Source organism: Mycolicibacterium rutilum (genome assembly GCF_900108565.1).
GTDB lineage: Bacteria > Actinomycetota > Actinomycetes > Mycobacteriales > Mycobacteriaceae > Mycobacterium > Mycobacterium rutilum.
The window spans coordinates 676,063-698,870 of sequence record NZ_LT629971.1 but is presented as its reverse complement, the minus strand read 5'-3'; the positions used below and the strand labels follow the sequence as shown (position 1 = coordinate 698,870).

General features: G+C 69.5%; 27 protein-coding genes. 16 read left to right on the top strand and 11 right to left on the bottom strand.

The window, feature by feature from the left end; translation table 11 throughout:
• Positions 1–63 precede the first annotated feature (63 nt).
• On the top strand, positions 64–480 hold the full coding sequence (locus BLW81_RS03440; protein WP_083405995.1) for a DUF3151 domain-containing protein: 417 nt from the start codon (positions 64–66) through the stop codon (positions 478–480).
• Here the strand turns inward: BLW81_RS03440 and BLW81_RS03435 are convergent, their stop codons facing one another.
• Genes BLW81_RS03435 through BLW81_RS03415 form a run of 5 tightly spaced genes read right to left on the bottom strand, consistent with a single transcriptional unit; the run spans position 481 to position 4,233 of the window.
• The gene (locus BLW81_RS03435) at positions 481–1,374 is read right to left on the bottom strand and encodes a cation diffusion facilitator family transporter (RefSeq protein ID WP_083405994.1); all 894 of its coding nucleotides are present in this window, start codon (positions 1,372–1,374) and stop codon (positions 481–483) included.
• Positions 1,375–1,415: 41 nt separating this feature from the next.
• Positions 1,416–2,294, bottom strand: coding sequence for an SDR family NAD(P)-dependent oxidoreductase (locus BLW81_RS03430; protein ID WP_083405993.1), 879 nt, complete (start codon positions 2,292–2,294; stop codon positions 1,416–1,418).
• A 43-nt stretch (positions 2,295–2,337) separates the two neighbouring features.
• Positions 2,338–2,823: a DUF1990 domain-containing protein gene (locus BLW81_RS03425; RefSeq protein WP_083405992.1), complete on the bottom strand. Its 486-nt coding sequence runs from the start codon at positions 2,821–2,823 to the stop codon at positions 2,338–2,340.
• Between the two features lie 28 nt (positions 2,824–2,851).
• On the bottom strand, positions 2,852–3,634 hold the full coding sequence (locus BLW81_RS03420; protein WP_083405991.1) for a site-2 protease family protein: 783 nt from the start codon (positions 3,632–3,634) through the stop codon (positions 2,852–2,854).
• Between the two features lie 20 nt (positions 3,635–3,654).
• Positions 3,655–4,233, bottom strand: a complete 579-nt coding sequence (locus BLW81_RS03415; protein WP_083405990.1) for a peptidase M50 — start codon at positions 4,231–4,233, stop codon at positions 3,655–3,657.
• A 95-nt stretch (positions 4,234–4,328) separates the two neighbouring features.
• On the opposite strand from BLW81_RS03415, the gene BLW81_RS03410 reads away from it, so the two are divergent.
• Both BLW81_RS03410 and BLW81_RS03405 read left to right on the top strand, forming a co-directional pair.
• Positions 4,329–5,624, top strand: coding sequence for an adenylosuccinate synthase (locus tag BLW81_RS03410; protein ID WP_083405989.1), 1,296 nt, complete (start codon positions 4,329–4,331; stop codon positions 5,622–5,624).
• A complete protein-coding gene (locus BLW81_RS03405; RefSeq protein WP_083405988.1) occupies positions 5,621–6,256 on the top strand; it encodes a PaaI family thioesterase in 636 nt (211 codons plus the stop codon). The genes BLW81_RS03410 and BLW81_RS03405 overlap by 4 nt, the downstream gene beginning before the upstream one ends.
• Positions 6,257–6,263: 7 nt before the next feature.
• On the opposite strand, the gene BLW81_RS03400 is transcribed toward BLW81_RS03405, so the two are convergent.
• From BLW81_RS03400 to BLW81_RS03390, 3 genes are read right to left on the bottom strand one after another with little or no spacing between them, the layout of a single operon-like run.
• A complete protein-coding gene (locus tag BLW81_RS03400) occupies positions 6,264–6,455 on the bottom strand; it encodes a ferredoxin (RefSeq protein ID WP_083405987.1) in 192 nt (63 codons plus the stop codon).
• A 4-nt stretch (positions 6,456–6,459) separates the two neighbouring features.
• Positions 6,460–7,668, bottom strand: a complete 1,209-nt coding sequence (locus BLW81_RS03395) for a cytochrome P450 (RefSeq protein ID WP_083405986.1) — start codon at positions 7,666–7,668, stop codon at positions 6,460–6,462.
• 56 nt (positions 7,669–7,724) lie between these two features.
• Positions 7,725–9,743, bottom strand: a complete 2,019-nt coding sequence (locus BLW81_RS03390) for an MMPL family transporter (protein ID WP_083405985.1) — start codon at positions 9,741–9,743, stop codon at positions 7,725–7,727.
• A 94-nt stretch (positions 9,744–9,837) separates the two neighbouring features.
• Between BLW81_RS03390 and BLW81_RS03385 the strand changes: the two genes are divergently transcribed.
• Positions 9,838–10,293, top strand: coding sequence for a MarR family winged helix-turn-helix transcriptional regulator (locus BLW81_RS03385; RefSeq protein WP_083410294.1), 456 nt, complete (start codon positions 9,838–9,840; stop codon positions 10,291–10,293).
• 3 nt (positions 10,294–10,296) lie between these two features.
• Here BLW81_RS03385 and BLW81_RS03380 read toward each other — a convergent pair whose 3' ends face one another.
• On the bottom strand, positions 10,297–11,892 hold the full coding sequence (locus BLW81_RS03380; RefSeq protein WP_083405984.1) for a Na+/H+ antiporter: 1,596 nt from the start codon (positions 11,890–11,892) through the stop codon (positions 10,297–10,299).
• 98 nt (positions 11,893–11,990) lie between these two features.
• Between BLW81_RS03380 and purT the strand changes: the two genes are divergently transcribed.
• Genes purT through BLW81_RS03355 form a run of 5 tightly spaced genes read left to right on the top strand, consistent with a single transcriptional unit; the run spans position 11,991 to position 15,695 of the window.
• Positions 11,991–13,187: a formate-dependent phosphoribosylglycinamide formyltransferase gene (gene purT, locus BLW81_RS03375; RefSeq protein WP_157897566.1), complete on the top strand. Its 1,197-nt coding sequence runs from the start codon at positions 11,991–11,993 to the stop codon at positions 13,185–13,187.
• 56 nt (positions 13,188–13,243) lie between these two features.
• The gene (locus tag BLW81_RS03370; protein ID WP_157897876.1) at positions 13,244–13,639 is read left to right on the top strand and encodes an Rv0361 family membrane protein; all 396 of its coding nucleotides are present in this window, start codon (positions 13,244–13,246) and stop codon (positions 13,637–13,639) included.
• Positions 13,640–13,659: 20 nt separating this feature from the next.
• Positions 13,660–14,073: a rhodanese-like domain-containing protein gene (locus BLW81_RS03365; RefSeq protein WP_083405982.1), complete on the top strand. Its 414-nt coding sequence runs from the start codon at positions 13,660–13,662 to the stop codon at positions 14,071–14,073.
• Complete coding sequence (locus BLW81_RS03360; RefSeq protein WP_083405981.1) at positions 14,070–15,284, top strand: O-succinylhomoserine sulfhydrylase; 1,215 nt, start codon at positions 14,070–14,072, stop codon at positions 15,282–15,284. Before BLW81_RS03365 ends, BLW81_RS03360 begins: the two co-directional genes overlap by 4 nt.
• A complete protein-coding gene (locus BLW81_RS03355) occupies positions 15,285–15,695 on the top strand; it encodes a hypothetical protein (RefSeq protein ID WP_083405980.1) in 411 nt (136 codons plus the stop codon).
• Positions 15,696–15,714: 19 nt separating this feature from the next.
• On the opposite strand, the gene BLW81_RS03350 is transcribed toward BLW81_RS03355, so the two are convergent.
• Positions 15,715–16,566, bottom strand: a complete 852-nt coding sequence (locus tag BLW81_RS03350; protein ID WP_083405979.1) for an SDR family oxidoreductase — start codon at positions 16,564–16,566, stop codon at positions 15,715–15,717.
• A gap of 116 nt (positions 16,567–16,682) precedes the next feature.
• On the opposite strand from BLW81_RS03350, the gene BLW81_RS03345 reads away from it, so the two are divergent.
• Genes BLW81_RS03345 through BLW81_RS03315 form a run of 7 tightly spaced genes read left to right on the top strand, consistent with a single transcriptional unit; the run spans position 16,683 to position 22,078 of the window.
• The gene (locus BLW81_RS03345; RefSeq protein WP_083405978.1) at positions 16,683–17,171 is read left to right on the top strand and encodes a GNAT family N-acetyltransferase; all 489 of its coding nucleotides are present in this window, start codon (positions 16,683–16,685) and stop codon (positions 17,169–17,171) included.
• Positions 17,168–18,268 (top strand): LLM class flavin-dependent oxidoreductase, encoded by a 1,101-nt coding sequence (locus BLW81_RS03340; protein WP_083405977.1) that lies wholly within the window; start codon positions 17,168–17,170, stop codon positions 18,266–18,268. The genes BLW81_RS03345 and BLW81_RS03340 overlap by 4 nt, the downstream gene beginning before the upstream one ends.
• Complete coding sequence (locus BLW81_RS03335) at positions 18,265–19,386, top strand: LLM class flavin-dependent oxidoreductase (protein ID WP_083405976.1); 1,122 nt, start codon at positions 18,265–18,267, stop codon at positions 19,384–19,386. The genes BLW81_RS03340 and BLW81_RS03335 overlap by 4 nt, the downstream gene beginning before the upstream one ends.
• Positions 19,387–19,388: 2 nt before the next feature.
• Positions 19,389–20,723, top strand: a complete 1,335-nt coding sequence (locus BLW81_RS03330; RefSeq protein ID WP_083410292.1) for an NtaA/DmoA family FMN-dependent monooxygenase — start codon at positions 19,389–19,391, stop codon at positions 20,721–20,723.
• Between the two features lie 39 nt (positions 20,724–20,762).
• Positions 20,763–21,059, top strand: a complete 297-nt coding sequence (locus tag BLW81_RS03325; protein ID WP_083410291.1) for a hypothetical protein — start codon at positions 20,763–20,765, stop codon at positions 21,057–21,059.
• Between the two features lie 30 nt (positions 21,060–21,089).
• A complete protein-coding gene (locus BLW81_RS03320; RefSeq protein WP_083405975.1) occupies positions 21,090–21,749 on the top strand; it encodes a GntR family transcriptional regulator in 660 nt (219 codons plus the stop codon).
• Between the two features lie 8 nt (positions 21,750–21,757).
• Complete coding sequence (locus tag BLW81_RS03315; protein WP_083405974.1) at positions 21,758–22,078, top strand: EthD family reductase; 321 nt, start codon at positions 21,758–21,760, stop codon at positions 22,076–22,078.
• A 169-nt stretch (positions 22,079–22,247) separates the two neighbouring features.
• Here the strand turns inward: BLW81_RS03315 and BLW81_RS03310 are convergent, their stop codons facing one another.
• Positions 22,248–22,682, bottom strand: a complete 435-nt coding sequence (locus tag BLW81_RS03310) for a hypothetical protein (protein WP_083405973.1) — start codon at positions 22,680–22,682, stop codon at positions 22,248–22,250.
• Between the last annotated feature and the right edge of the window lie 126 nt (positions 22,683–22,808).

Below are 22,808 nucleotides of genomic sequence, written 5' to 3'. Positions count from 1 at the left end.
GTTTCCTCCTAATGGCGCTACCGCCGGAAGCTTAGTCATCGGCGGGCACGGCACAATGAAGCCATGACACGGATGGGTGATTTGCTCGGACCGGATCCGGTGCTGCTGCCCGGCGACACCGAAGCCGAAGACGAACTCGACGCCGGGGAGAACCCGGCGATCGTCGCGGCGGCGCACCCGTCGGCGTCGGTCGCGTGGGCCGCGCTGGCGGAGCAGGCGCTGGCCGACGACAAGGCGATCACCGCCTACGCCTACGCGCGCACCGGTTATCACCGCGGGCTCGACCAGTTGCGGCGCAACGGCTGGAAGGGCTTCGGGCCGGTCCCGTACCGCCACGAGCCCAACCGCGGGTTCCTGCGCTGTGTCGCGGCGCTGGCGCGGGCCGCCGACGCGATCGGGGAGACCGACGAGATCCAGCGGTGCCTCGATCTGCTCGACGACTGCGATCCGGCGGCGCGGGCCGAGCTCGGGCTGGCCTGACTACTCGGCCTCGCAGGTGCAGTCGCCGCTACCTTCGCCCGGTTCGACCTGAACCGTCGAATGGTCCAGCCCGCGGGCGGTCAGCACCGCGCGCGCGTCGTCGAGCACCTGCGCGGAGTCCCGGTTGCTGGTCAGGTGCGCGGTGACCATGTCCTTGCCGGGCACCAGCGTCCACACGTGCAGGTCGTGCACGTCGGTGACGCCCTTGACCGCGCACAGCGCCGAGCGCAGCTCCTCGACGTCGATGTGGGCGGGCGAGGACTCCGACAGGATCCGCAGCGCCGCGCGGGCCAGAGAGAACGCCCGCGGTAACACCCACAGCGCGACGAACACCGCGACCACGACATCGGCGTACGGCCACCGCGTCGTGACGGTGACGATGCCGGCGATCAGCACGCCGATGCTGCCGACGGTGTCGGCGACGACCTCCATGTAGGCGCCCTTGACCGCCAGGCTGCTCTCCGAGTGCGACCGCAGCAGCAGCACGACGACGGCGTTGGCCAGCAGTCCCGCCAGCGCGACCACGATCATCGGGACACCGGGCACCTCGGGCGCGTCGCCGAGCCGCTCGATCGCCTCGTACAGGATGAACGCCGCGACCCCGAGCAGCAGCGCGGCGTTGGCGACCGCGGTGAACACCTCGGCGCGGTGCCAGCCGTACGTCCGGGCGGGCGAGGCGCTGCCGTGCCGGGCGAGCAGCACGGCGGTCAGACCCATGAACATCGCCACCAGGTCGGTGAGCATGTGGCCGGCGTCGGCGAGCAGGGCGATCGAGTTGATCAGCAGCGCGGTGACGAGCTCGACGACGAAGAACGCGGTCAGGATCGCCGCGGCGATGACCATGCGGCTGACCCGGGCGTCCGCTCCGTGACTGTGGTCGTGGCCGGCACCCATGCCAGCAATCTATGCGCAAACACGCATATGTTGCAAGGGGCCTAGTCGGACGGCGAGTTGGCCGCGACGCGGGTCAGCGCATTACCGGGGGCGGCCTCGAACTGTTCGCGGGTGAAGCTACCGACCCGCATCAGCGGGCCGACCAGCGCGTCGAACACCCGCGGCAGCAGCCGGTAGCCGGCGATCATCGGCCAGTTCGCCAGGCCGACCTGGCGTTCGCTGCTGCGCTCGGCGTCGGCGGCGGCGACGATCGCGCGCGCGACCTTGTCGGGGGTGTCGTTGAACGGCAGCACATGCGCGACGCGGCCGAAGTAGTTGGCCGACAGCGGGTAGATCGACGTGTCGACCGCTCCCGGGTAGACGCCGTGCACGGTGATCCCCGGCGTCTCGCGGCTCTCCTGGCGCAGCATCCGGACGAGCGCGGTCACCGCGAACTTGCTCATCACGTAGGCGCCCATGTACGGCACCGCCGCATGCCCCAGCAGCGATCCGACGACGATCAGCCTGCCGCCGTCCTGCTCGCGGAACCGGTGCTGGGCCGCGCGGGCGACGTTCGCCGCGCCGAGCACGTTGATCCGGATCACCGCCTCGAAGATTTCGCTGGGCACGTCGCTGAAGCGGCCGAACGCCGCGACCGAGGCGTTCTGCACGACGACGTCGACCCCGCCGAACCGCTCGACGGCCGCGGCGAACAGCGCATCGACCCCGTCCCGCTCGGCGATGTCGGTCGGCCGGGCCAGCACATCGGCGGCGCCGGCGGCCGAGCACTCGGCGGCGACCTTCTCGAGGTTCTCGGCGCCGCGGGCGGCCAGCACGAGGCGGCATCCCCGCGCCGCGAACCGCAGCGCGGCGCTGCGGCCGATGCCGCTGGAGGCGCCGGTGATCAGGACGGTGTGGGACGAGGGTTTTGACGCAGGCATCGGCGCGGCGTACCCGGGGCAGACCCGGTGAAACGCCGGAGGCTCAGACCGCGCGCAGGTACCGCTTGATCATCAGGCGGGCGAACACTCGCGTCAGCGGCGCCGCCGCCCTGCTCCACCAGGTGCCCGGGCGGGAGAACGCGACGACCTCCGCGCGCACCTCGTCGGTGGCGGGATCGATGCGCACGGTGAACAGTTCCTCGCCGGACTCCGGGTGCCCGGGCAGTGTGCCGTAGGCGAAACCGCGGCGGTCCGGTTCGTCGACGAGGTAGACCACCCGGCACGGCGCCTTCAGCGGCCAGCGCCCGACGACGACGGTCGCGCTGATCTCGGCGCGCGGGGTGTCGGCGGTGACGCCGAGGCCGGTGCCGCGCTGCATGGCCCACCCCATCACCGCCTCGGCGGCCGCCTCGAAACGGTCCCGGCCGCGGCCGATCACGGCCGACTCGCGGTAGTGGTCGTAGCCCGGCGGCAGTTCCCGGGCGGTGGCGCCGACGTCGTCGTAGGTGAACGGCTGGGAGAGTTTCACCCGGGCGGGATGCCCATCCTGGCCGTGTCTAGAACCAGGCCGACCAGAATCGGGTGAGGCCGCTGCCGCTCCACACCAGGGGCTGCGGCACCCCGGAGAAGTCGAAGAACCACAGCACCAGCTGCCAGAACCACTGGTTGAGCGCGGGGGTGAACAGCAACAGCAACAGGATCAGCAGCCCCCACTGTTTGGCCGGGGCCACCGCCCGCTGGGTCTGCGGGCTCAGATGCGGTTCGAGCGCGCCGTAGCCGTCCAGCCCGGGCACCGGCAGCATGTTCAACACGAACGCGGTCACCTGCAGGAACCCGAGGAACGCCACGCCGGCCCAGAACACGCCGTGCGCCGGGTCGTAGAGCAGGTTGGTCAGCACCAGCAGCGCGGCGGCGAACACCAGGTTGGTGGCCGGGCCGGCGAGGCTGACCTGCGAGCGCTGCCGCGGCGTCATCCAGGACGTGCGCACATACACCGCCCCGCCGGGCAGCCCGATGCCGCCGATCGCGATGACCAGCACCGGCAGCCCGATCGAGAGCAGCGGATTGGAGTACTTCAGCGGGTTGAGCGTCAGGTAGCCGCGCACCTCGACATCGCGGTCGCCGAACCGCCATGCGGTGTACGCGTGCGCGAACTCGTGCACGCACAGCGACACCAGCCAGCCCGCGATCACGAACGTGAACACCGCGACGTAGGCCAGCGGCCGCCGGGCGTCGGTCGCACACATCCACGCCAGCACGCCGCCGACGACCGTGACCGCCACGATGAGCAGGAAGATCGGACTGGGCCGCACCGACTGGTGCAGCGGGCGAACACTCACGCGTCGACGCTACCGCCAGGTCAGCGCACCCGCAGCCAACCCTCGGTGTGCCGGTAGAGCGTCGATCGCGTGACCACGCGGGGGTGCGGCGCGCCGTCGCGGACCAGGACCGCGCCGGTGGTGCCCAGCTGCGCGGCGCGTCCGGCCACCCAGCGCCGCGGCCGCGTGCCGAGCACGGTCGCGCGCAGGCCGGGCATGGCGGTCGTCGGCTCGATCCGCACGCCGGGCACCTCACCGTCGAACAGCACGGTGTCGTCGACGACGGCTTCGCCGTGCACCGGCCGCCCGGTCTCGGCGCCCCGCCATTCGGCCGCGCCGACGATCACGGTGCCGGTGTCGTCACGGATGAGGGGAACCCGGGTCGCGCTCCCGCTCAGGGCCCGTCGTGCCTGCCACGAACGGCGCACGTGCGCGACCTCGATGTGGAGCCGGTCGGTGCGCATCAGCCGGGTGAGCACCGACGCGAGGTCGCTGTCGGTGCCGACGACGACCAGCCGCCGGCAGTCGGCATCGGGGTCGTCGACCACGGGTAGGCCCCGCAACGGGCGGGGCGATCTGCGGCCTCCGAACAGCAACACCACGACGTCGGCGGTGCTCATGCCAACTCCTCACACGCGGCTGGGATAAGGTAGCTCACCGGCTGCAAGCGTCGATGCAACTGAGCGTCGGTGCAGATTTAGCGGGAGACTACGCCATGCCGGCAATCGTGCTCATCGGCGCTCAGTGGGGTGACGAGGGCAAAGGAAAGGCCACCGACCTACTCGGCGGCCGCGTTCAGTGGGTCGTGCGATACCAGGGCGGCAACAATGCCGGCCACACCGTCGTACTCCCGACGGGCGAGAACTTCGCCCTACACCTCATTCCGTCGGGAATCCTGACGCCGGGGGTCACCAATGTCATCGGCAACGGTGTGGTGGTCGACCCCGGGGTGCTGCTCACCGAGCTGCAGGGCCTCACCGACCGGGGAGTCGACACCGAGCGGTTGCTGATCTCGGCCGACGCCCATCTGCTGATGCCGTATCACGTCGCGATCGACAAGGTCGTGGAGCGGTACGCGGGCAGCAAGAAGATCGGCACCACCGGCCGCGGTATCGGCCCGTGCTACCAGGACAAGATCGCCCGCATCGGTATCCGTGTCGCCGACGTCCTCGATCCGGTGCTCCTGGCCGAAAAGATCGACGCCGCACTGGACTTCAAGAACCAGGTGCTGGTCAAGATCTACAACCGCAAGGCGCTGGACTCGGCGGAGGTGGTCGACAACCTGCTCAGCCAGGCCGAGGGTTTCAAACACCGCATCGCCGACACCCGGTACCTGCTCAACACCGCGCTGGAAAGCGGCGAGACCGTGCTGCTCGAAGGTTCCCAGGGCACCCTGCTCGATGTTGACCACGGCACGTATCCCTTTGTCACGTCGTCGAATCCGACCGCGGGTGGTGCCGCCGTCGGGTCCGGCATCGGGCCGACCCGGATCACCACGGTGCTGGGCATCCTCAAGGCGTACACCACGCGTGTCGGGTCCGGTCCGTTCCCGACCGAGCTGTTCGACGAGAAGGGCGAGTACCTGTCCAAGACCGGCGGCGAGTTCGGTGTCACCACGGGCCGGCGCCGTCGCTGCGGCTGGTTCGACGCGGTGATCGCCCGCTATGCCACCCGGGTCAACGGCATCACCGACTACTTCCTGACCAAGCTCGACGTGCTGTCCAGCCTGGAGACGGTGCCGGTGTGCGTGGGATACCGGGTCAACGGCAAGCGCGTCGACGACATGCCGGTGACCCAGACCGACATCGGGCTGGCCGAGCCGATCTACGAGGAGCTGCCCGGCTGGTGGGAGGACATCTCCGGGGCCCGCGAGTTCGAGGACCTGCCCGTCCGGGCGCGCGACTATGTGCTGCGGGTGGAAGAGCTTGCCGGAGCCCATGTTTCGTGCATCGGCGTCGGTCCCGGCCGCGATCAGACGATCGTGCGCCGCGACATCCTGGCTCCGTCGTGACCGACGACCCACACCTCGTCGATCCGGACTACGACAAGCACGGCGGCTTCCCGAACTACCAGCGCGCCGAACCCGGGCCGGGTTTCGGGCGGTTCCTGACGGCGATGCGCCGGGCGCAGGACCTCGCCGTGTCGGCCGACCCCGACGGCGGCACCTGGGACCGCGCCGCCGACCACGCCGAGGCGCTGGTCGCGCTGCTCGACCCGTTCGAGGCCGCCGAGGGCGTCGGCCCCGCCAACCGGGTGCCGTCGCTGCCCGGTGCGGGCAGCCTGCTGATGCCGCCCTATACCGGCGTCCGGCTGCACCCGGAGGGGGTCGACCTCACGGTGAGGTTCAGCCGGTTCCACGTCGGCGGTAACAGCGCCGTACACGGCGGGGTGCTGCCGCTGCTGTTCGACTCGGTGTTCGGGATGGTGATCCACGCGGTCGGCAGACCGATCAGCCGCACCGGCTTCCTGCACGTGGACTACCGCAAGGTGACGCCGATCGACACCGACCTGACCGCCCGCGGGTGGATGCGGGAAGCGCAGGGCCGCAAGGCGTTTGTCAACGCCGAACTGCGCGATCCGGAGGACAACCTGCTGGCCGAGGCCAACGGCCTGATGATCCAGCTGCTCGCCGGCCAGCCGTGACCGCCGCCTAGTCGACGAGCCGCAACGCCTGCGCGGGACAGAGCTTCACAGCCTCGCGGGCGTGGTCGAGTTCGTCGTCGGGCACCTCGTCGACCAGCACCACGACGATCCCGTCGTCATCCTGATCGAACACGGCGTCCGCCGACATCACGCAGTTGCCCGCCTGGATGCACACGTCGCGGTCGGCCTGCACTTTCACGTCCTCACCTCCAGGTCACCTGCAGCGATTTCAGCCCATAGATGAAATGAAACGACCGGAACTGCACGTCGGTGAAGTCCTCGGCCAGCTGCAACGTCGGAAATCGTTGCAGCAGAGCGGGAAACGCGATGCGCATCTCCATGCGGGCCAGCGGCGCGCCCAGGCAGTGGTGCACGCCGTGGCCGAACGCGAGATGACCGGCGGCGCCGCGCGCGATGTCGAGCACGTCGGGGGAGTCGAGGAAATCCGGGTCGCGGTTGGCCGACGGCAGCGACGCGAACACCAGTTGCCCCGCCGGGATCTTCACTCCGGCGAGCTCGACATCGGTGGTCGTGATGCGCGGTATCGCGGTGTGCACGATCGACAGCCAGCGCAGCAGCTCCTCGACGGCAGGCCCGACGGCGTCGGGATCGTCGCGGACCGCCGCGAGCTGATCGGGGTGACGCAGCAGCGCCAGGGTGCCCAGACCCAGCATGTTCGACGTGGTCTCGTGGCCGGCGAGCAGCAGCAGTCCGGCGACGCCGACGAGCTCGTCGTCGGAGAGCTCCGCGCCGTGCTCGCGGATCAGCATGCCGAGGATGTCTTCCCCGGGCTGCCGGCGCGCCCGCTCGACCAGCGACTGCATGTAGGCACGCCCGGCCCGCTGCAGGTCCAGCCGCTCGTCGAACGGCAGCGACAGGTCGAGCTGACGCGCGCTGCGGTGCTGGAAGTCGGCGCGGTCCTCGTAGGGCACACCGAGCAGCTCGCAGATCACCAGCGAGGGGATGGGCAACGCGAAATGCTCAACGAGATCGACTGGCGCTCCGGCGTTCTGCATCCGGTCCAGCTGGGCGTCGACGATCTCGACGATGCGCGGCTCCAGCCGTCGCATGCGCCGGATGGTGAACTCCGGGGTGAGCATCCGGCGCAGCCGCTGATGTTCCGGCGGGTCGAGGCCGAGTAGGTTGCCCGCCCGCGAGCTGGCCAGCTCCTCATCGGAAAGTGTTGGCGCGCCGGGCATCACGAACCCCGGCGGCCGGCCGTTGGAGAACCGCTGATGGTCGGAGAGTACCTCTTTGACATCGTCGTGGCGAGCGACCAGGTACACCGTCATGCCGAACGCGTTGGTCACGGTACTCACGCCGGCGTGCTCGCGGATGTCGGCGAGTTCCGGGGTCGGGCTGAACGCGTCCCGACGCATGTGGACCGGTGGCTGCGCTGCGGCTCGCGTCATGACACGACGTTACCCGCGGAACGCAAAAGGTCTCGAGACCGACGTTTTGGTCGTTTTCACTCACGCTGATCGACCAAAACGTCCCTTTCGACGTGCTGCCCCTTGAGCGCCGGCCACCAGATCCGCGGGCCTATGAGCGTGAACAGGGCGGGAATGATCCCCGTGCGCACGACGAACGTGTCGAGCAGGATGCCCAGGCCGACGATGATGCCGATCTGCGTCAGCACGATCAGCGGCAGCACGCCGAGCACACAGAACACCGCCGCCAGCACGATGCCGGCGCTGGTGATGACCGCGCCGGTGGCCGACACCGCGCGAACGATGCCGCCGCGGGTGCCGTGCTCGGAGGTCTCCTCGCGGGCGCGGGTGACCAGGAAGATCGTGTAGTCCACGCCGAGCGCGACCAGGAACAGGAACGCGAACAGCGGGGTGGTGTTGTCGAGTGCGGGGAAGCCGAACAGGTGCACACTGGCCCAGCCGCCGAGGCCGAGCGCGGCAACCGAACTCAGCACGGTCACCGCGACCAGCACCAGCGGCGCCAGCGCGGCCCGCAGCAGGACGTACAGCACCGCCAGAACGACGAGCAGGATCGCCGGGATCACCACCATCCGGTCCCGCGAGGCGGCGGCGCCGGCGTCGCGCGCGGTCGCGTCGGACCCGCCGACCAGCGCACCCGGATCGGCATTGCGCACGGAATCCCGCAGCGCGTCAACGGTTTCGAATGCCTTGTCGGAGGCGGGTTCGGCGTCGAGCACAACCGACCACTGGGTCAGACCGTCGGGACTCTCGCCCGCCGGATCGGCCGACACCACACCCGGGGTGTCGGTGATCGCGCGCTGGACGTCGGCGGCGCGGTCCGTGGCCGCGATGACCCGGGTCGGATCGGTCAGGCCGCTGGGGAAGTGCTCGGCCAGGTGCTCGTATCCGCTGACCGACTCGGCCTGAACACGGAACTGCTCGGTCTGCGACAACCCGATCGGCGTGGTGATCAGCCCGGTGCACAGCAGCGCGAGGCCGGCGATCGCGACGACCGCGACGCGACCCGGCCTGCGGGCCACCCCCTCGGCGATGCGGTGCCAGATGCCGGTGTCGGTCAGCGAGCGGTCACCCACCTTCGGGACGAACGGCCAGAACAGGCGCTTGCCGAACAGCCCGAGCAGCGGCGGCAACACCAGCAGCACGAACACCGCGGCCACGATGAGCCCCGCGGCGGCCTGCACGCCGAGGCTGCGCACGCTGGGCGACGTGGCGAACACCAGGGTCAGCAGGGCCAGCACGACGGTGGCGTTGCTGGCCACGATCGCCGGAGCCGCCCGGCGCAGCGCGGTGTCCAGCGCGTCGTGGTGGCTCTCGGTGCGGGCGAGTTCCTCGCGGTAGCGCGAGATGAGCAGCAGCGCGTAGTTGGTGCCCGCGCCGAACACCAGCACGCTGGTGATCCCGGAGGTCGAGCCGTCCGGCGTCATCCCAAATGTCTGCGCGACGGCGGTGCCCAGCACCGCGGCGACCCGGTCGGCGAACGCGATCACCAGCAGTGGCACCAGCCACAGCACCGGCGACCGGTAGGTGATGATCAGCAGCAGCGCCACCACCGTCGCGGTGACCGCCAGCAGAGTGAAGTTGGCCCCGGAGAAGGAGTCCGCGATGTCCGCGCCGAACGCGGGGCCGCCGGTGACCTCCGCGCGCAGGTCTGCGGGCAGGCCGTCGGTGGCCTGCGCACGGACCTTCTCCACCTCGTCGGTGAGGGCGAAACCGGACAGCTCGCCGTTCAACGGCACCACTGCCAACGCCGCGGCACGGTCCTCGGAAACCTGGGCGCCGGGCCACTTCCCGGAGACCGCGGCGGTGTCCGCGCCGGACAGCGGTGCGCCGTCCTGGCGGGTGACCACGACGATCGCGGGCACCACCTCACCGCCGGGGAACTGGGCGCGCAGCGCGTCGACGCGCGCGGATTCGGCCGATTCGGGAACGGGTACTGGGGACTGCGAGCTCGAGTCGTCGCTTCCGACGATGCCCATCAGGGCACCGGAGAGCAGGACGACCAGGACAGCGAGGACCCAGGATAAGCGCCGGGACATACCACAAATATTTCAGATTCTTAACGATTAATCAAATGCGGTCGGACGGCCCTATGCTTTCGGCGTGGCCGCCGACCGTGACGCACTGGAGGCGATGATCGCCGCCGACGTGCGGGCGATGAACGCCGAGTCCGACGAGATAGGCAGGCTGTTCGCGAGCCGACACGACGTGGCCGCCAACGACTTTCGCGCACTGCTCTACGTGATGGTGGCCGAGACCGCGGGCACGCCGCTGACGGCGGGTGACCTGCGCAGGCGCATGGGCATGTCGGGCGCGGCGATCACCTATCTCGTCGAGCGGATGATCGCCTCCGGGCACTTTCGTCGCGAGTCCGATCCGAAGGACCGCCGTAAGGTGATCCTGCGGGTGGCCGAGCACGGAATGGCGGTCGCGCGCGGGTTTTTCACGCCGCTCGGGCAGCGCACCCGCGGCGCGCTGGAGGGGCTGTCGGACGCCGACTTGGCCGCCGCGCACCGCACGTTCACCGCGCTCATCGAGGCGATGCGCGAGTTCCGCGGTGAGCTCGACGACACCGTGGTCTCGGGGTGACGGTCATCGCGCGTTGAGGGTCGCCTCCTCGAGATCGAGGTTGTGCAGCACCGATCGCAGCACCTCGTCGTCGATGCGGCCGCTGTCGCGCTCGGCGATGAAGGCGGCCCGTTCGGCGGCCAGCATCTCCAGCCGCAGCCGGCGAAACGCGGCCATCGGGGTCTCATCACCTGAAGCCGGCGGCCGGCCGCGGCCCAGCCGCTCCCACGCCGAATCGCGGCGCCGGGTGTTCCACGCGCGCAACACATCGGCGGCCCGGGCCTGCACGCCGCCGGGGTCCGCGTCGGCCAGGAGCTCCTCGAGGCGGTCGGCCGCCGCGCGCGACGCCTTGTCCTGTGCGGCCGCCTCGGCGACCGCGTCGGCGTCGGCGTCGTCACCGCAGACCCCGAGCCGGCGGATCAGCCACGGCAGGGTGAGCCCGTGCAGCAGCAGGGTCCCCACCACGACGACGAACGTGAGGAACACCAGCTGGGGTCGCCCCGGGAACGGGTCGCCGGACAGCGTCGCGGCCGGCACGCCGAACGCCGCTGCCAGTGACACCACCCCGCGCATGCCTGCCCACCCCAGCACGAACACCTGCGCGGGGGTGGGGGCCTTCTCGTTGCGCCGGATGCGTGGCGACAGCAGCCGCGGGACGTAGGCGAACAGGTACATCCACGCGATCCGCACGCCGATCACCGTCGCCAGCACAGAGACCGACGCCACGATGAGCGTCGCCGCGCGGATGCCGGTCAACTCGTCGATCACCTTGGGCAGCTGCAGGCCGATCATCAGGAACACGAACGACTCCAGCAGCAGCTGCACGGCCTTCCACAGCGCGAAGTCCTGCAACCGGGTCTGGTAGCTGGCCCGAGTGGACCGCTGCCCGAGGATCAGCGCGGCCACGACGACGGCCAGCACGCCGGAGCCGTCGATGGTCTCGGCGGCCAGGTAGATGAGGAACGGCGCGACGAGCCCGAGGGCGCTCTCGATCAGGGGATCGCGCAGCCGCCACCGCAGCCACGAGAGCACCGCCCCCAGCACCGCGCCGACCGCCACCCCGCCGGCGGCCGCGAACCCGAACGTGGCGAGCCCTCCGGTCCAACTGGTCGCGGTGCCGATCGCCGCGGCCAGCGTCACCTTGTAGGCGGTCAGCGCGGTGGCGTCGTTGAGCAGGCTCTCCCCGCCCAGCAGGGTCATCAGCCGGCGCGGCAGGCCGACGCGTCGGCCGATCGCTGTCGCCGACACCGCGTCCGGGGGCGCGACGATCGCGCCCAGCACCAGCGCGGCGGCCACGGTCAGCTCCGGCACGGTGTGGAACGCGACGATCCCGACCGCGAACGTCGTGACCAGCGGCAGCCCGACCGCCAGCAGCGAGATCGGCCGGATGTTGCGCCGCAGCGCCAGGTAGCTGCTCTCCAAGCCGGCCGACCACAGCAGCGGCGGCAGCAGCACGAACAGCACCAGGTCGGGATCGAGCTCGACGGCGCCCAGGCCCGGGATCAGGCTCCCCGCCAACCCGGCGACCACCAGCGCCAGCGGCGCCGACACGTCGAACCGGCGGGCCAGCGCGGCCAACAGGACCGCGGCCACCAGAGCCGCAAGCAGTGGGGCACCCACGAGACACCAACCTTCCATGAGCTGTGCGCGCTTTACCGACTTACCCTGCTCGGTCGTATCTTGGTCAGCATGCTGGCAGCCTGGACGCGCGGATGGCTATGAGTGACGGGACCGAGAACGAGGCGCCGGCGGTGATGCTGCTCGGCGCCAGCGAGCTCAGCCGCGAGTTGGCGCTGGCGTTTCAGCGGCTCGGCACCGAGGTCATCGCGGTGGACCGCTACGCCGACGCGCCCGCCCACGGTGTCGCGGACCGCTCCGCCGTCGTCAAGATGAACGACGCGGAGGCGCTCACGGCGCTCATCGAGAAGGAGCAGCCGCGCTACGTGGTGGCCGAGGCGGGCGTGATCGCCACCGACGCGCTCATCGCGGTCGCCGAGCGCGGCGCCGTCGAGGTGTTTCCGACCCCGCGCAGCACCCGGCTGTCGCTGGACCGCGAGGGCCTGCGCAGGCTTGCCTCCGACGAGTTGGGGCTGCCGACCGCGCCGTTCTGGTTCGCCGGGTCGACGGAGGAGTTGGCGGCCGTCGCGCAGCACGCCGGGTTCCCGCTGGTGGTCAAGCCGATCGCGTCGGCGCCCGGCGAAGGGGAGTCGGTGCTGGTGCGCCCCGAGGACGTCGAACCGGCGTGGCACCGCGCGATCGCGGCGGGCCGCATCCCGCACAACCGGGTGATGGTCGAGTCGGTGGTCGACGTCGACGTCGAGGTCACGCTGCTGACCGTGCGCACGATCGGCCCGACCGGTCCGGCGGTGCACTTCTGTGAGCCGATCGGACACCGGCTGCGCGACGGCGACGTGCTGGAAACCTGGCAGCCGCAAGCGTTGTCGCCGACCGCGCTGGACTCCGCGAAGTCGATCGGCGCCCGCATCGTCAACTCGCTGGGCGGGCGCGGTGTGTTCGGCGTCGAACTGCTGGTCCGCGGTGACGAGGTCTACTTCGACACCGTGCGGCCGCGTCCGCACGACAGCGGCCTGGTCACGCTGCGCTCGCAGCGGCTGTCCGAGTTCGAACTGCACGCCAGGGCGATCCTCGGCCTGCCCGTCGACACCATCATGATCTCGCCGGCCGCGGCCGAGGTCACCTATGCGGGCGCGGAGATGAAGCCGACGGCAGGCGCCGACCGGCAGACCGTGCTCGCCGAGGCGCTCGAGGTCGCCGAGAGCGATCTGCGGTTGTTCGACCGCCCCGACGAGACCGAGGCCCGCCGGCTGGCGGTGGCGCTGGCGACCGCACCGGATCCGATCGTCGCGCGGGACCGTGCCCGGCGCGTGACGGCGACCCTGCGCGGGCTGTGGTGACGCCGGTGTCCGGAGCCGACGGGACCTCCCGGGACCGCTCGACCGCGGCGCCGTTTATGGCCGGGCTGGTGATCTTTGTGCTCGTGGTGATCGCAATCGGGCTGCTGAATTTCTTCGGCGACGACGCACCTCCACCCGATCAGCAGGTGGCGTTGGCCGCGGTCGGCCAGAATGATGCGCTGCAACGGCAGAGCTATGCCGACTTCCGCACCTACACATGCGCCGGGCAGCAGGGGTCGGAGGCAGATGTACTTGCCGCGCAACGAGATTCGGTCGGTCAGCACGGCGAGCGATTCGTCGACGACGTCACCGACATCGCGATCGACGGTGACCGGGCCACCGCCAAGGTGACCTACCATTTCGACAAGGCGCCCGACGCTAAGAACACCGTCGAAATGACGTTCGTCCGCGAGGGTGAGGCCTGGAAGGTCTGTTCCCCCGGACCCAGGTAGCTGTGGGAGACTCAACGACCGTGACATACGCCGGAGACATCACGCCCGAGGAGGCTTGGACGCTGCTGACCGAGACCCCGGATGCCGTGCTGGTGGACTGTCGCAGCGACGCCGAGTGGCGGTTCGTCGGGGTGCCCGATCTGTCGACTCTGGACCGCGACGTGCTGTTCATCGAGTGGAACCGCGTCGACGGCACCCGCAACGAGGCGTTCGTCGAGGACCTCAAGAGCGCGGGCGTCACGCCAGGGGAAAGGCCCGTGGTGTTCTTGTGTCGCTCCGGAAACCGGTCGATCGGGGCTGCCGAGGCGGCCACCGAAGCCGGGATCGGCCCGTCCTACAACGTGCTCGACGGTTTCGAGGGCAACCTCGACGAGCACCAGCACCGCGGCGGCACCGGCTGGAAGGCCGTCGGGCTGCCCTGGAAGCAGTCATGACCGACCAGGTGCCGTCGGTGCGCAGGCCCGCCGAACTGCCCGAGGGGGTCAGCCAGGCCACGATCGGCGTGCGCGGCGGGTTGCTGCGGTCGGGTTTCGAGGAGACCGCCGAGGGCCTGTTCCTCACCTCCGGATACGTGTACTCGTCCGCGGCGGAAGCGGAGAAGGCGTTCACCGGTGAGGTGGACCGGTATGTCTACTCGCGCTACGGCAATCCGACGATCTCGATGTTCGAGGAGCGGCTGCGGCTGATCGAGGGCGCGCCGGCGTGTTTCGCCACCGCGACGGGCATGGCCGCGGTGTTCACCTCGCTGGGTGCACTGCTGGCCGCGGGAGACCGGCTGGTCGCGGCGCGCAGCCTGTTCGGCTCGTGCTTTGTGGTGTGCAACGAGATCCTGCCCCGCTGGGGTGTGGAGACGGTGTTCGTCGACGGTGACGACCTCTCGCAGTGGGAGCAGGCCCTGTCGGTGCCCACTCAGGCGGTGTTCTTCGAGACGCCGTCGAACCCGATGCAGTCGCTGGTCGACATCGCGGCGGTGTCCGAAATGGCGCACGCCGCCGGCGCAAAAGTCGTGTTGGACAACGTGTTCGCGACACCGATCCTGCAGCAGGGCTTCCCGCTCGGCGTCGACGTCGTGGTCTACTCGGGCACCAAGCACATCGACGGCCAGGGCCGGGTGCTCGGCGGGGCCATTCTCGGCGATCAGCAGTACATCGACGAGCCGGTGCAGAAGTTGATGCGCCACACCGGACCCGCGCTGAGCCCGTTCAACGCGTGGACGCTGCTCAAGGGTCTGGAGACGCTGGCGGTCCGGGTGGAGCACCAGAACGCGTCGGCGCAGCGGATCGCCGAGTTCCTGCAGGGCCATCCCGCGGTCAGCTGGGTCCGCTACCCGTTCCTGGAGTCGCACCCGCAGTACGACTTGGCCAAGCGCCAGATGACCGGGGGCGGAACGGTTGTCACGTTCGAGCTCGCGGGTGGGACGAAGGAGCGCGCGTTCGAGGTGCTCGACAAGCTGAACATCATCGACATCTCGAACAACCTCGGCGACTCGAAGTCGTTGATCACCCATCCGGCGACCACCACCCACCGGGCGATGGGACCCGAGGGGCGGGCGGCGATCGGCCTCGGCGACGGCGTGGTGCGCATCTCGGTGGGGCTGGAGGGCGCCGACGACCTGCTCAACGACCTCGATCAGGCGCTGGCCTAGGTGTCCCGCAACAGCGAACGCAAGAAGGCTCGTCGCCGCAAGCGCCAGGCCGCCCGCGACGAGCGGTGGCTGCCGGCCGGCGTGATGGACGCCGTGGCCGAGCAGACCACGACCGCAGCGGTGCTGGAGGCGTTCGACGAGCGAATCACCGAGCGCGGGTGGGTATTCGACGACGAGGTGTCCGACGAGGAGTCGGCGCTGTGGTTCTTTCCGCCGTCGCACGCCGAGGTGCCCGACGAGGAACTCGTGACGGTGACGACGATCGTGCTGACCGCGGAGGAGGCCGCCGACATCGCCCACGTCGTGTTCGTCGGCACCGCCGACGACTACCAGTTCGACTTCGACGAGTTGTTCGCCAGCCTCGACGTCATCGAGGCCTACCGGCTCGGCGACCCCGCACCGACGTTCTAGCGCTCGCGGGGGAACGGACTTAGTCTTCGACGACGCCCTGCGCGGCGCGGGCCCGGTCCTCGTAACCCTTGCGCGCGGAGCTGTCGAAGTCGAGGAACACCCGGTCCAGCCCCAGCTTGTTGTTGAGCCAGCGACGGCCGCGGGGGCCGAGCATCTGCGCGGCCTGCGCGGTGAAACGCAGCGGAGTCGGCACGGCCACATGGGTTTTCGGCTTCTCGAGCGTCTTGATGATCGCGGCGGCGATCTCCTCCGGCTCGACCGGCTTGATCGCGCCGCCGCTCTTGGTGCCCGAGATCAATTCGGTGTTGGTGAACGGCGGCATGATGACCGAGACGTCGACGTTGTGCGGCGCGACCTCGTCGGCCAGCGCGGCCGTCAGTCCCACCACACCGAACTTGGCGCCGACGTAGACCACCTGACCGGGGACCGGGATGAGCCCGGACAGCGACGCGATGTTGATGATGTGACCGCTGCGGCGCGCGATCATGTCCGGCAGCACGAGCTGGCAGCCGGTGATCACCCCGTAGAGATTCACCTCCAGCGACGAGCGGATCGACTGCTCGGACTCGTCGACGAACGGTCCGATCGGCATCACGCCGGCGTTGTTGATCAGCACGTCGATGCGGCCGCCGCCGTCGGTGCGGGCCTTGTCGAGGAAGGTGGCGAACGACTCGCGGTCGGTCACGTCGAGCGGATAGCCCGACACCGAGCCAAGCTTGGTCAACTGCGCGACCGCCGACTCCTGCAGCGCCACGTCACGGTCGCCGATCACGACCCGGGCGCCGCGGGCCAGCAGCGCCTTCGCGGTCGCGAACCCGATGCCGCGGGCGGCACCGGTGATCGCGATGGTCTTACCCCTGATGTTGTCCATGGCGCCAAACTTTACACGTGTCAAGTTTTCGGCGGAAGTGCGCGTTTTTTCGATCAGCCTGAGTAGATGTACCGCACCGGAATGCACGTGCCCACTCCGCGTTGGACAGTTGAGTGATGTCCGTGTCCAGCCAGTTGAGCTTCGTCGCCGTCAGCCAGGACGACCCCCTGGTCGAGCCGCTGCTGGCTGAATTGGCAGTCGAGTACTCACAGCGCTATGGGCCTACCGAGAGCGCCGTGCTGAAGTGGCTGCGCGACCATCCCGCCGCGGAGTTCGCACCGCCGGACGGCGCCCTGGTGCTCGGGTTGCGCGATGGCCGGCCCGTGACGGGCGGCGCGTTCTGCCGGTTCGACGACACCACCGCCGAACTGAAGCGGATCTGGACAGACAGTCGGCACCGGAGACAGGGTCTGGCGAAGGCGCTGCTCGCCGAACTCGAGACCCGGATCGTCCAGCGGGGCTATCGACGGGTCTACCTGACCACCGGCGACCGCCAACCCGAAGCTGAGGCGCTCTACCTGGCGGCAGGGTACGAGAGGCTCACCGAGCCGCTGCCCGCCGACGGCGATGTCTTCCCGATTGCGTTCGTCAAGGCGCTGCGATGACCGGACATGTGCACGTCGGTGTCGCGCTCGACGGTTACGGCTGGCACCCGGAGGCCTGGCGGCACACCCCCGACCCGCTACCGGTCACCAGTGGCAGGTACTGGGTCGACACCGTACTCACCGCCGAACGCGGCCTGCTCGATTTCGTGACGTTTGACGACGCGCTGACCCCGCAGCGACGCCGCCGTCCCGATATCGAACCGCGATGGCCCGCCGGCCGGCCGGACGCCGTGCTCGTCGCGGCCCGGGTCGCTCCGCTGACCCGGCACATCGGCCTGATGCCTGTCGCGACCGTCACGCACACCGAACCGTTCCACGTCTCCAAAGCCGTTGCCACACTGGACTTCATCTCACGCGGCCGGGCCGGGTGGCAGGTCAGGGTCAGCGGCACCGCGCACGAGGCAGAGTTGTTCGGCCGTCGGGATGTGCGAGGTGCCGACCTTTTCGGCGAGGCGAGCGACGCCGTCGAGGTCGCCCGCCGGCTCTGGGACAGCTGGGAGGACGACGCGGTCATCCGCGACGTCGCTTCCGGCCGATTCGTCGACCGGGACAAGCTGCACTACATCGACTTCGTCGGTGAGCACTTCTCGGTCAAGGGGCCGTCCATCACCCCGCGGCCACCGCAGGGACAACCCGTCGTCGCCGCACTCGCCCATACCCTTGCTGCTTACCAATTCGCTACGCGCAGTGCAGATTTGGTGTTCATCACCCCGCGCAGCGACGATGACCTCGACACGCTGATCGATCAGGTCGCCGCGGCCGGGGAAGTGGCTGGAGGAGCGGCTCCGAAGATCTACGCCGACGTCTACGTGTCGTTCTCCGGCAACGTCGACCCGCGTTCGGACGCAGCGATTTTCGAGGGAACCGCGACCGAGCTCGTCGACCTGATCTTGCGCTGGCACGACGACGGTGTCGACGGGGTGCGGTTGCGGCCGGCCGTCCACGCCACCGACCTTCCCGTCATCGCCGACGAGGTGGTGCCGATATTGCAGGGCAAGGGCGTGTTTCGCACCGCCTACCGCGCCGGCGAGACGCTGCGGGCCCGGCTTGACCTTCCGGTCGCGGTGAACCGGTACGCGAAAGCGGGACCATCATGACCGTCCCCCTGTCGATACTCGACCTGTCGCCGATCAGCGCAGGTTCTGATGCTGCAACGGCATTGCGCAATACCATCGACCTGGCGCAGCACGCCGAACGGTGGGGCTTCAAGCGGTACTGGGTGGCCGAACACCACTCCGTTGCGGTGGCAAGTTCGCAACCCGCTGTGCTCATCGGCCAGATCGCCGCTGCCACCGAACGCATCCGTGTGGGCGCCGCGGCGGTACAGCTCGGCTTCACCACCGCGATCGCGGCTACAGAAGGCTTCGGCACACTTGAGGCGCTGCATCCAGGCCGCATCGACCTCGGGGTCGGTCGGTCCGGTCAGCGCCGCCGCGACGCACAGCAGGGCACCGAGCGGACCGCCCCGCCTGAGCCGACGGCCGAGGCGCGGTGGGGCGACCGCGACGGCGTGGTCATCCCGCCGGCTTTCGACGTCGGCGCGCTGATGCGCAATCCGCGACTGCGCGCCCGGACGTCGGTATTGCAGCAACCGGACGCCGTCGCGCCGGACTTCGACCGGCAGGTGGACGACATCCTGCAGTTGGTCAACGGCCGACACCATGTCGACGGCGTGCCCGTGCGGGCGGTGCCTGGCGAGGGCAGCGGGCTGACGCCGTGGATCTTCGGCAGCAGCCGTGGCCAGAGCGCGCAGGTCGCCGGCGCCCGGGGTCTGCCGTTCGTGGCGAGCTATCACATCACGCCCGCCACCGCGCTGGACGCGGTCGACGCCTACCGCGCGGCTTTTCGGCCGTCGGCGATGCTCGCCGAACCCTACGTCGTGGTGTCGGCGGACGTCGTGGTCGCCGACGACAGCGCGACCGCACATCATCTCGCTTCCAGCTACGGCCACTGGGTGTACTCGATCCGGGCCGGCGACGGTGCGGCGCCGTATCCGGATCCGGACGCCGTGGTGCCGTTGTCCGAGCCGCAGCTCGATGTCGTCCGCGACCGCATCGCGACCCAGTTCGTCGGCGATGCCGAGGAAGTCGCGGACAAGCTGCAGACGCTGCAGAGGGCAACCGCAGCCGACGAGCTGGTGATCACCTCGGTGTGTCACCGGCACGTTGACCGGCTGCGCTCGCACGAACTGATCGCCAAGAGGTGGGGATTGTGACGGTGCGGGTTCGAGAAGGACGAGAACGCAAACAGATACACCTCGCCGCGCACTTTCCGGGGGTCAACAACACCACGGTGTGGTCGGACCCGGACTCGGGCAGCCAGATCGAGTTCGCCTCGTTTCGACACCTCGCCGAATCCGCCGAGCGCGGAAAGTTTGACTTCTTCTTCCTCGCCGAAGGCTTGCGGTTGCGCGAACACCTCGGCCGAGTCCACGACCTCGACGTAGTAGGCCGGCCGGACACTTTCACGGTCCTGGCCGCGCTGGCGGCGGTCACCGACCGGCTGGGACTGGTCGGCACCATCAACACCACCTTCAACGAACCATTCGAAGTGGCAAGGCAATTCGCGACCCTCGACCACCTGTCCGACGGGCGCGCCGGCTGGAACATGGTGACGTCATCGGACTCATTCACCGGTGAAAACTTCCGCCGCGGCGGCTTCCTGGATCACGCGGACCGTTATCGCCGTGCTGCGGAGTTCATCACGGTTGCACGCGAATTCTGGGACAGCTGGGCTCCCGGAGCTGTGATCGCCGACCCGGCCCGCGGAGTCTACGTCGACCCGGACCGGATCCGCAGTGTTGCGCACACCGGCCCGCAGTTCGACGTGCGCGGCGTGGCGACACTGCCGGCGGCACCGCAGGGGCACCCGGTACTGCTGCAGGCCGGTGACTCCGCCGACGGTCGGACATTCGGCGCCGAGCACGCCGACGCACTGTTCACCCTGCACTCTGCCTTGGAAGCCGGCCAGCAGTACTACGCGGACGTCAAGGCTCGCGCCGCGGCGTTCGGTCGGGACCCTAACCGGCTGAAGGTCTTCCCGGCCGCCACCTTCGTGCTGGGCGACAATCACGCCGAGGCAGTCGACCGGGCGCGTCACATCCGCCTGCAGCAGGTCAGCGGTCCGACTGCGATCACCATGCTCGAGCAGGTCTGGCAGCGTGATCTGTCCGCATACGACCCCGACGGACCGTTGCCCGACGTCGAGCCTGCCGAGGACCCGACGGTGACGCAGGGACGCGTCCGGCACGGCGATCCCAAAGCACTCGCGACGGCGTGGCGGGAACGCGCACAGGCTGAGCGCCTCAGCATCCGTGAACTGGTCATCGCGGTGACCAGCAGACAGCAGTTCGTCGGCACCGCGGCCGAGGTCGCCGACGAGATCGACCTGCACGTGCAGGCCGATGCGTGTGACGGTTTGATCCTTGTTCCGCATCTCACCCCGCGGGGGCTCGACGAATTCGTCGACCAGGTGGTGCCCCTGCTGCAGGAGCGTGGCAGTTTCCGCACCGAGTACACCGGCCACACGCTCAGAGAACACCTCCGCCTATAGGCTGGCGTCCGGAGTCGGGCAGGACCACCGGGGGTGGACGTGGCGTTATCGCAGACCGCGGTCGGCTGGTTGCTGGTGGCCGCCGGCGTGCTGACCTTTCTGGTCGGCGTGGCCTCCCGTGTCCTGATCGGTCGTCGGCGCGGGACCAAGGCGGTGCGCGTCATGGTGCACACCTTCCGCCGGACCGGCGTGGCCCGCGTGTTGTTCGGCCGTTTCGACAGCGACGTGCTCGACGACGACGAACTCGACGCGATGATCCTGATGCCGACGGTGGTGATCGCGTGCGGCCTGTGTTTGACCGCGGTCTTCCTGCTTGGTTACCAGAAACTTACATAACGGCGCTAACTGTAAGATACGATATTTTGCATGCCGGTTCCGACGGAGAGCGGTAGACACAAGCGATCGCTGCTGCGCGAGCAGGCCTACCTGTCCCTGCGCGACGCCATCATCAACGGAACTTTCCTACCGGGCGAGAAGCTGCGCGACGCCGAGCTCGAGCAGTGGCTCGGCGTCAGCCGCACGCCCATCCGCGAGGCGATCGGAAGGCTCGAAGCGGCAGGGCTGGTACACACCACCCCCGGCCGGTCGACAGTGGTGTCGACGATCGAGCGCAAGACGGTGCTCGACGCCCAGGCGGTGGCCGCCGCGATGCACGCGCTCGCGGTGCGCACGGCGGTGCCGCTGATGGGCAGTGCCGAGATCAAGGCGATGACGAAGGCCAACAAGGAGTTTGCCGCCGCGTTCGCCGACGGTGACGCCGAGGCCGCGCTGCGCAGCGACGACGAATTCCACGGTGTGGCCGTCGAGGCCAGTCGCAACGAAACCATCCGCACCGTGCTCGAGCAGGTCACCCCCGTGCTGCGCAGGCTCGAGTTCCTGCGCTTCTCGTCGCTGTCCGGCCGGCAATCGATCGCGCAGCACAAACAGATCATCGACTGCTGCCGTCGCGGCGATGCCGACGCGGCAGCAGAAGCGACACAACAGAACTGGGAGACACTGTCGTCTCTGGTCGAATTCGAGAAGTAAGGAAGCTCATGTCCGAAACGAAGATCACCGTCATCTATGACAATCCGACCGATCCCGCGGCGTTCGAATCCGCCTACGAGGCCGAGCAATTGGAGGCCGCGCGACGCATTCCGGGATATCTGCGGCTGGAGGCGTCGAAGGTCTGGCCGAAAGAGGATGGCAGCCCCACGCCGGCATACCGGATGATCGACCTGTACTACCCGGACTACGCCACCGCCGTCGACGCCGTGTCCACTCCCGAAGCGGGCGCGTTCTTCGAAGCCATGGCCCGGTTGTCCACCGGCGGCGTGCGCGTGCTGATGTCCGACGTCGAGGTCCCCTCGCACTGACCGGCTCAGCGCCGGTCGCCGAGCACTCCCGGTGAGGGCCAGACGGGCCGGCGCGCAAAGCGCAGTCGAATCGGATCGACCACGGGATCGGACTGCCAGTCCACGCGGGGTCTGCGAAACCGGCGCCGCAGCAACAGGATCAACCCCGTGCCGGGATGGACGGCGACCATCACAGGGCCGCCAGTGCTGCTGAGAGCCGGCCGACGAGATCGCCCGGGTTGCCGTCATACATCGGGCCCTGGCCGTCGGACAACACCCGGCGCAGCCGAGCCATGCCCATGACGTTGACGCGTCGCGGTGACTGTAGAACCCGGGCGATCGCCTCGATCACGTCCGCCGCGGCCCTCACGTTGCGGCGGTGCACCGGCACCACCGAACCACCCGGTGCACGACCCGACCGGGCCTGCTCGACAGCGGCGCGAAGCGTCCGGGCGACTGCTTGACGCTCGCGATCGGACTGCAGGCGCTGCGCGTGTACGGCGAGCGCACTGCCGGCGCGGGGAATCACCCCTACCGCGAGGTGTTGGTCGAGGCGGCCGGTGAACAACCGGGCCGCCACCTGCGCGCCGACGGTCGGATTCGCCGTACCGGACGGATAAGTCATGGTGTCTCCAGGGCGTTAAATTCTTGTTACACGTACGAAGACGGTCCACGCGCTCGGCGGCTTCAGTCGGGTGACCGATTTCACAGTGCGGCCGTCTGACCTGGCGTTCCTCACAGTCCAGGCACT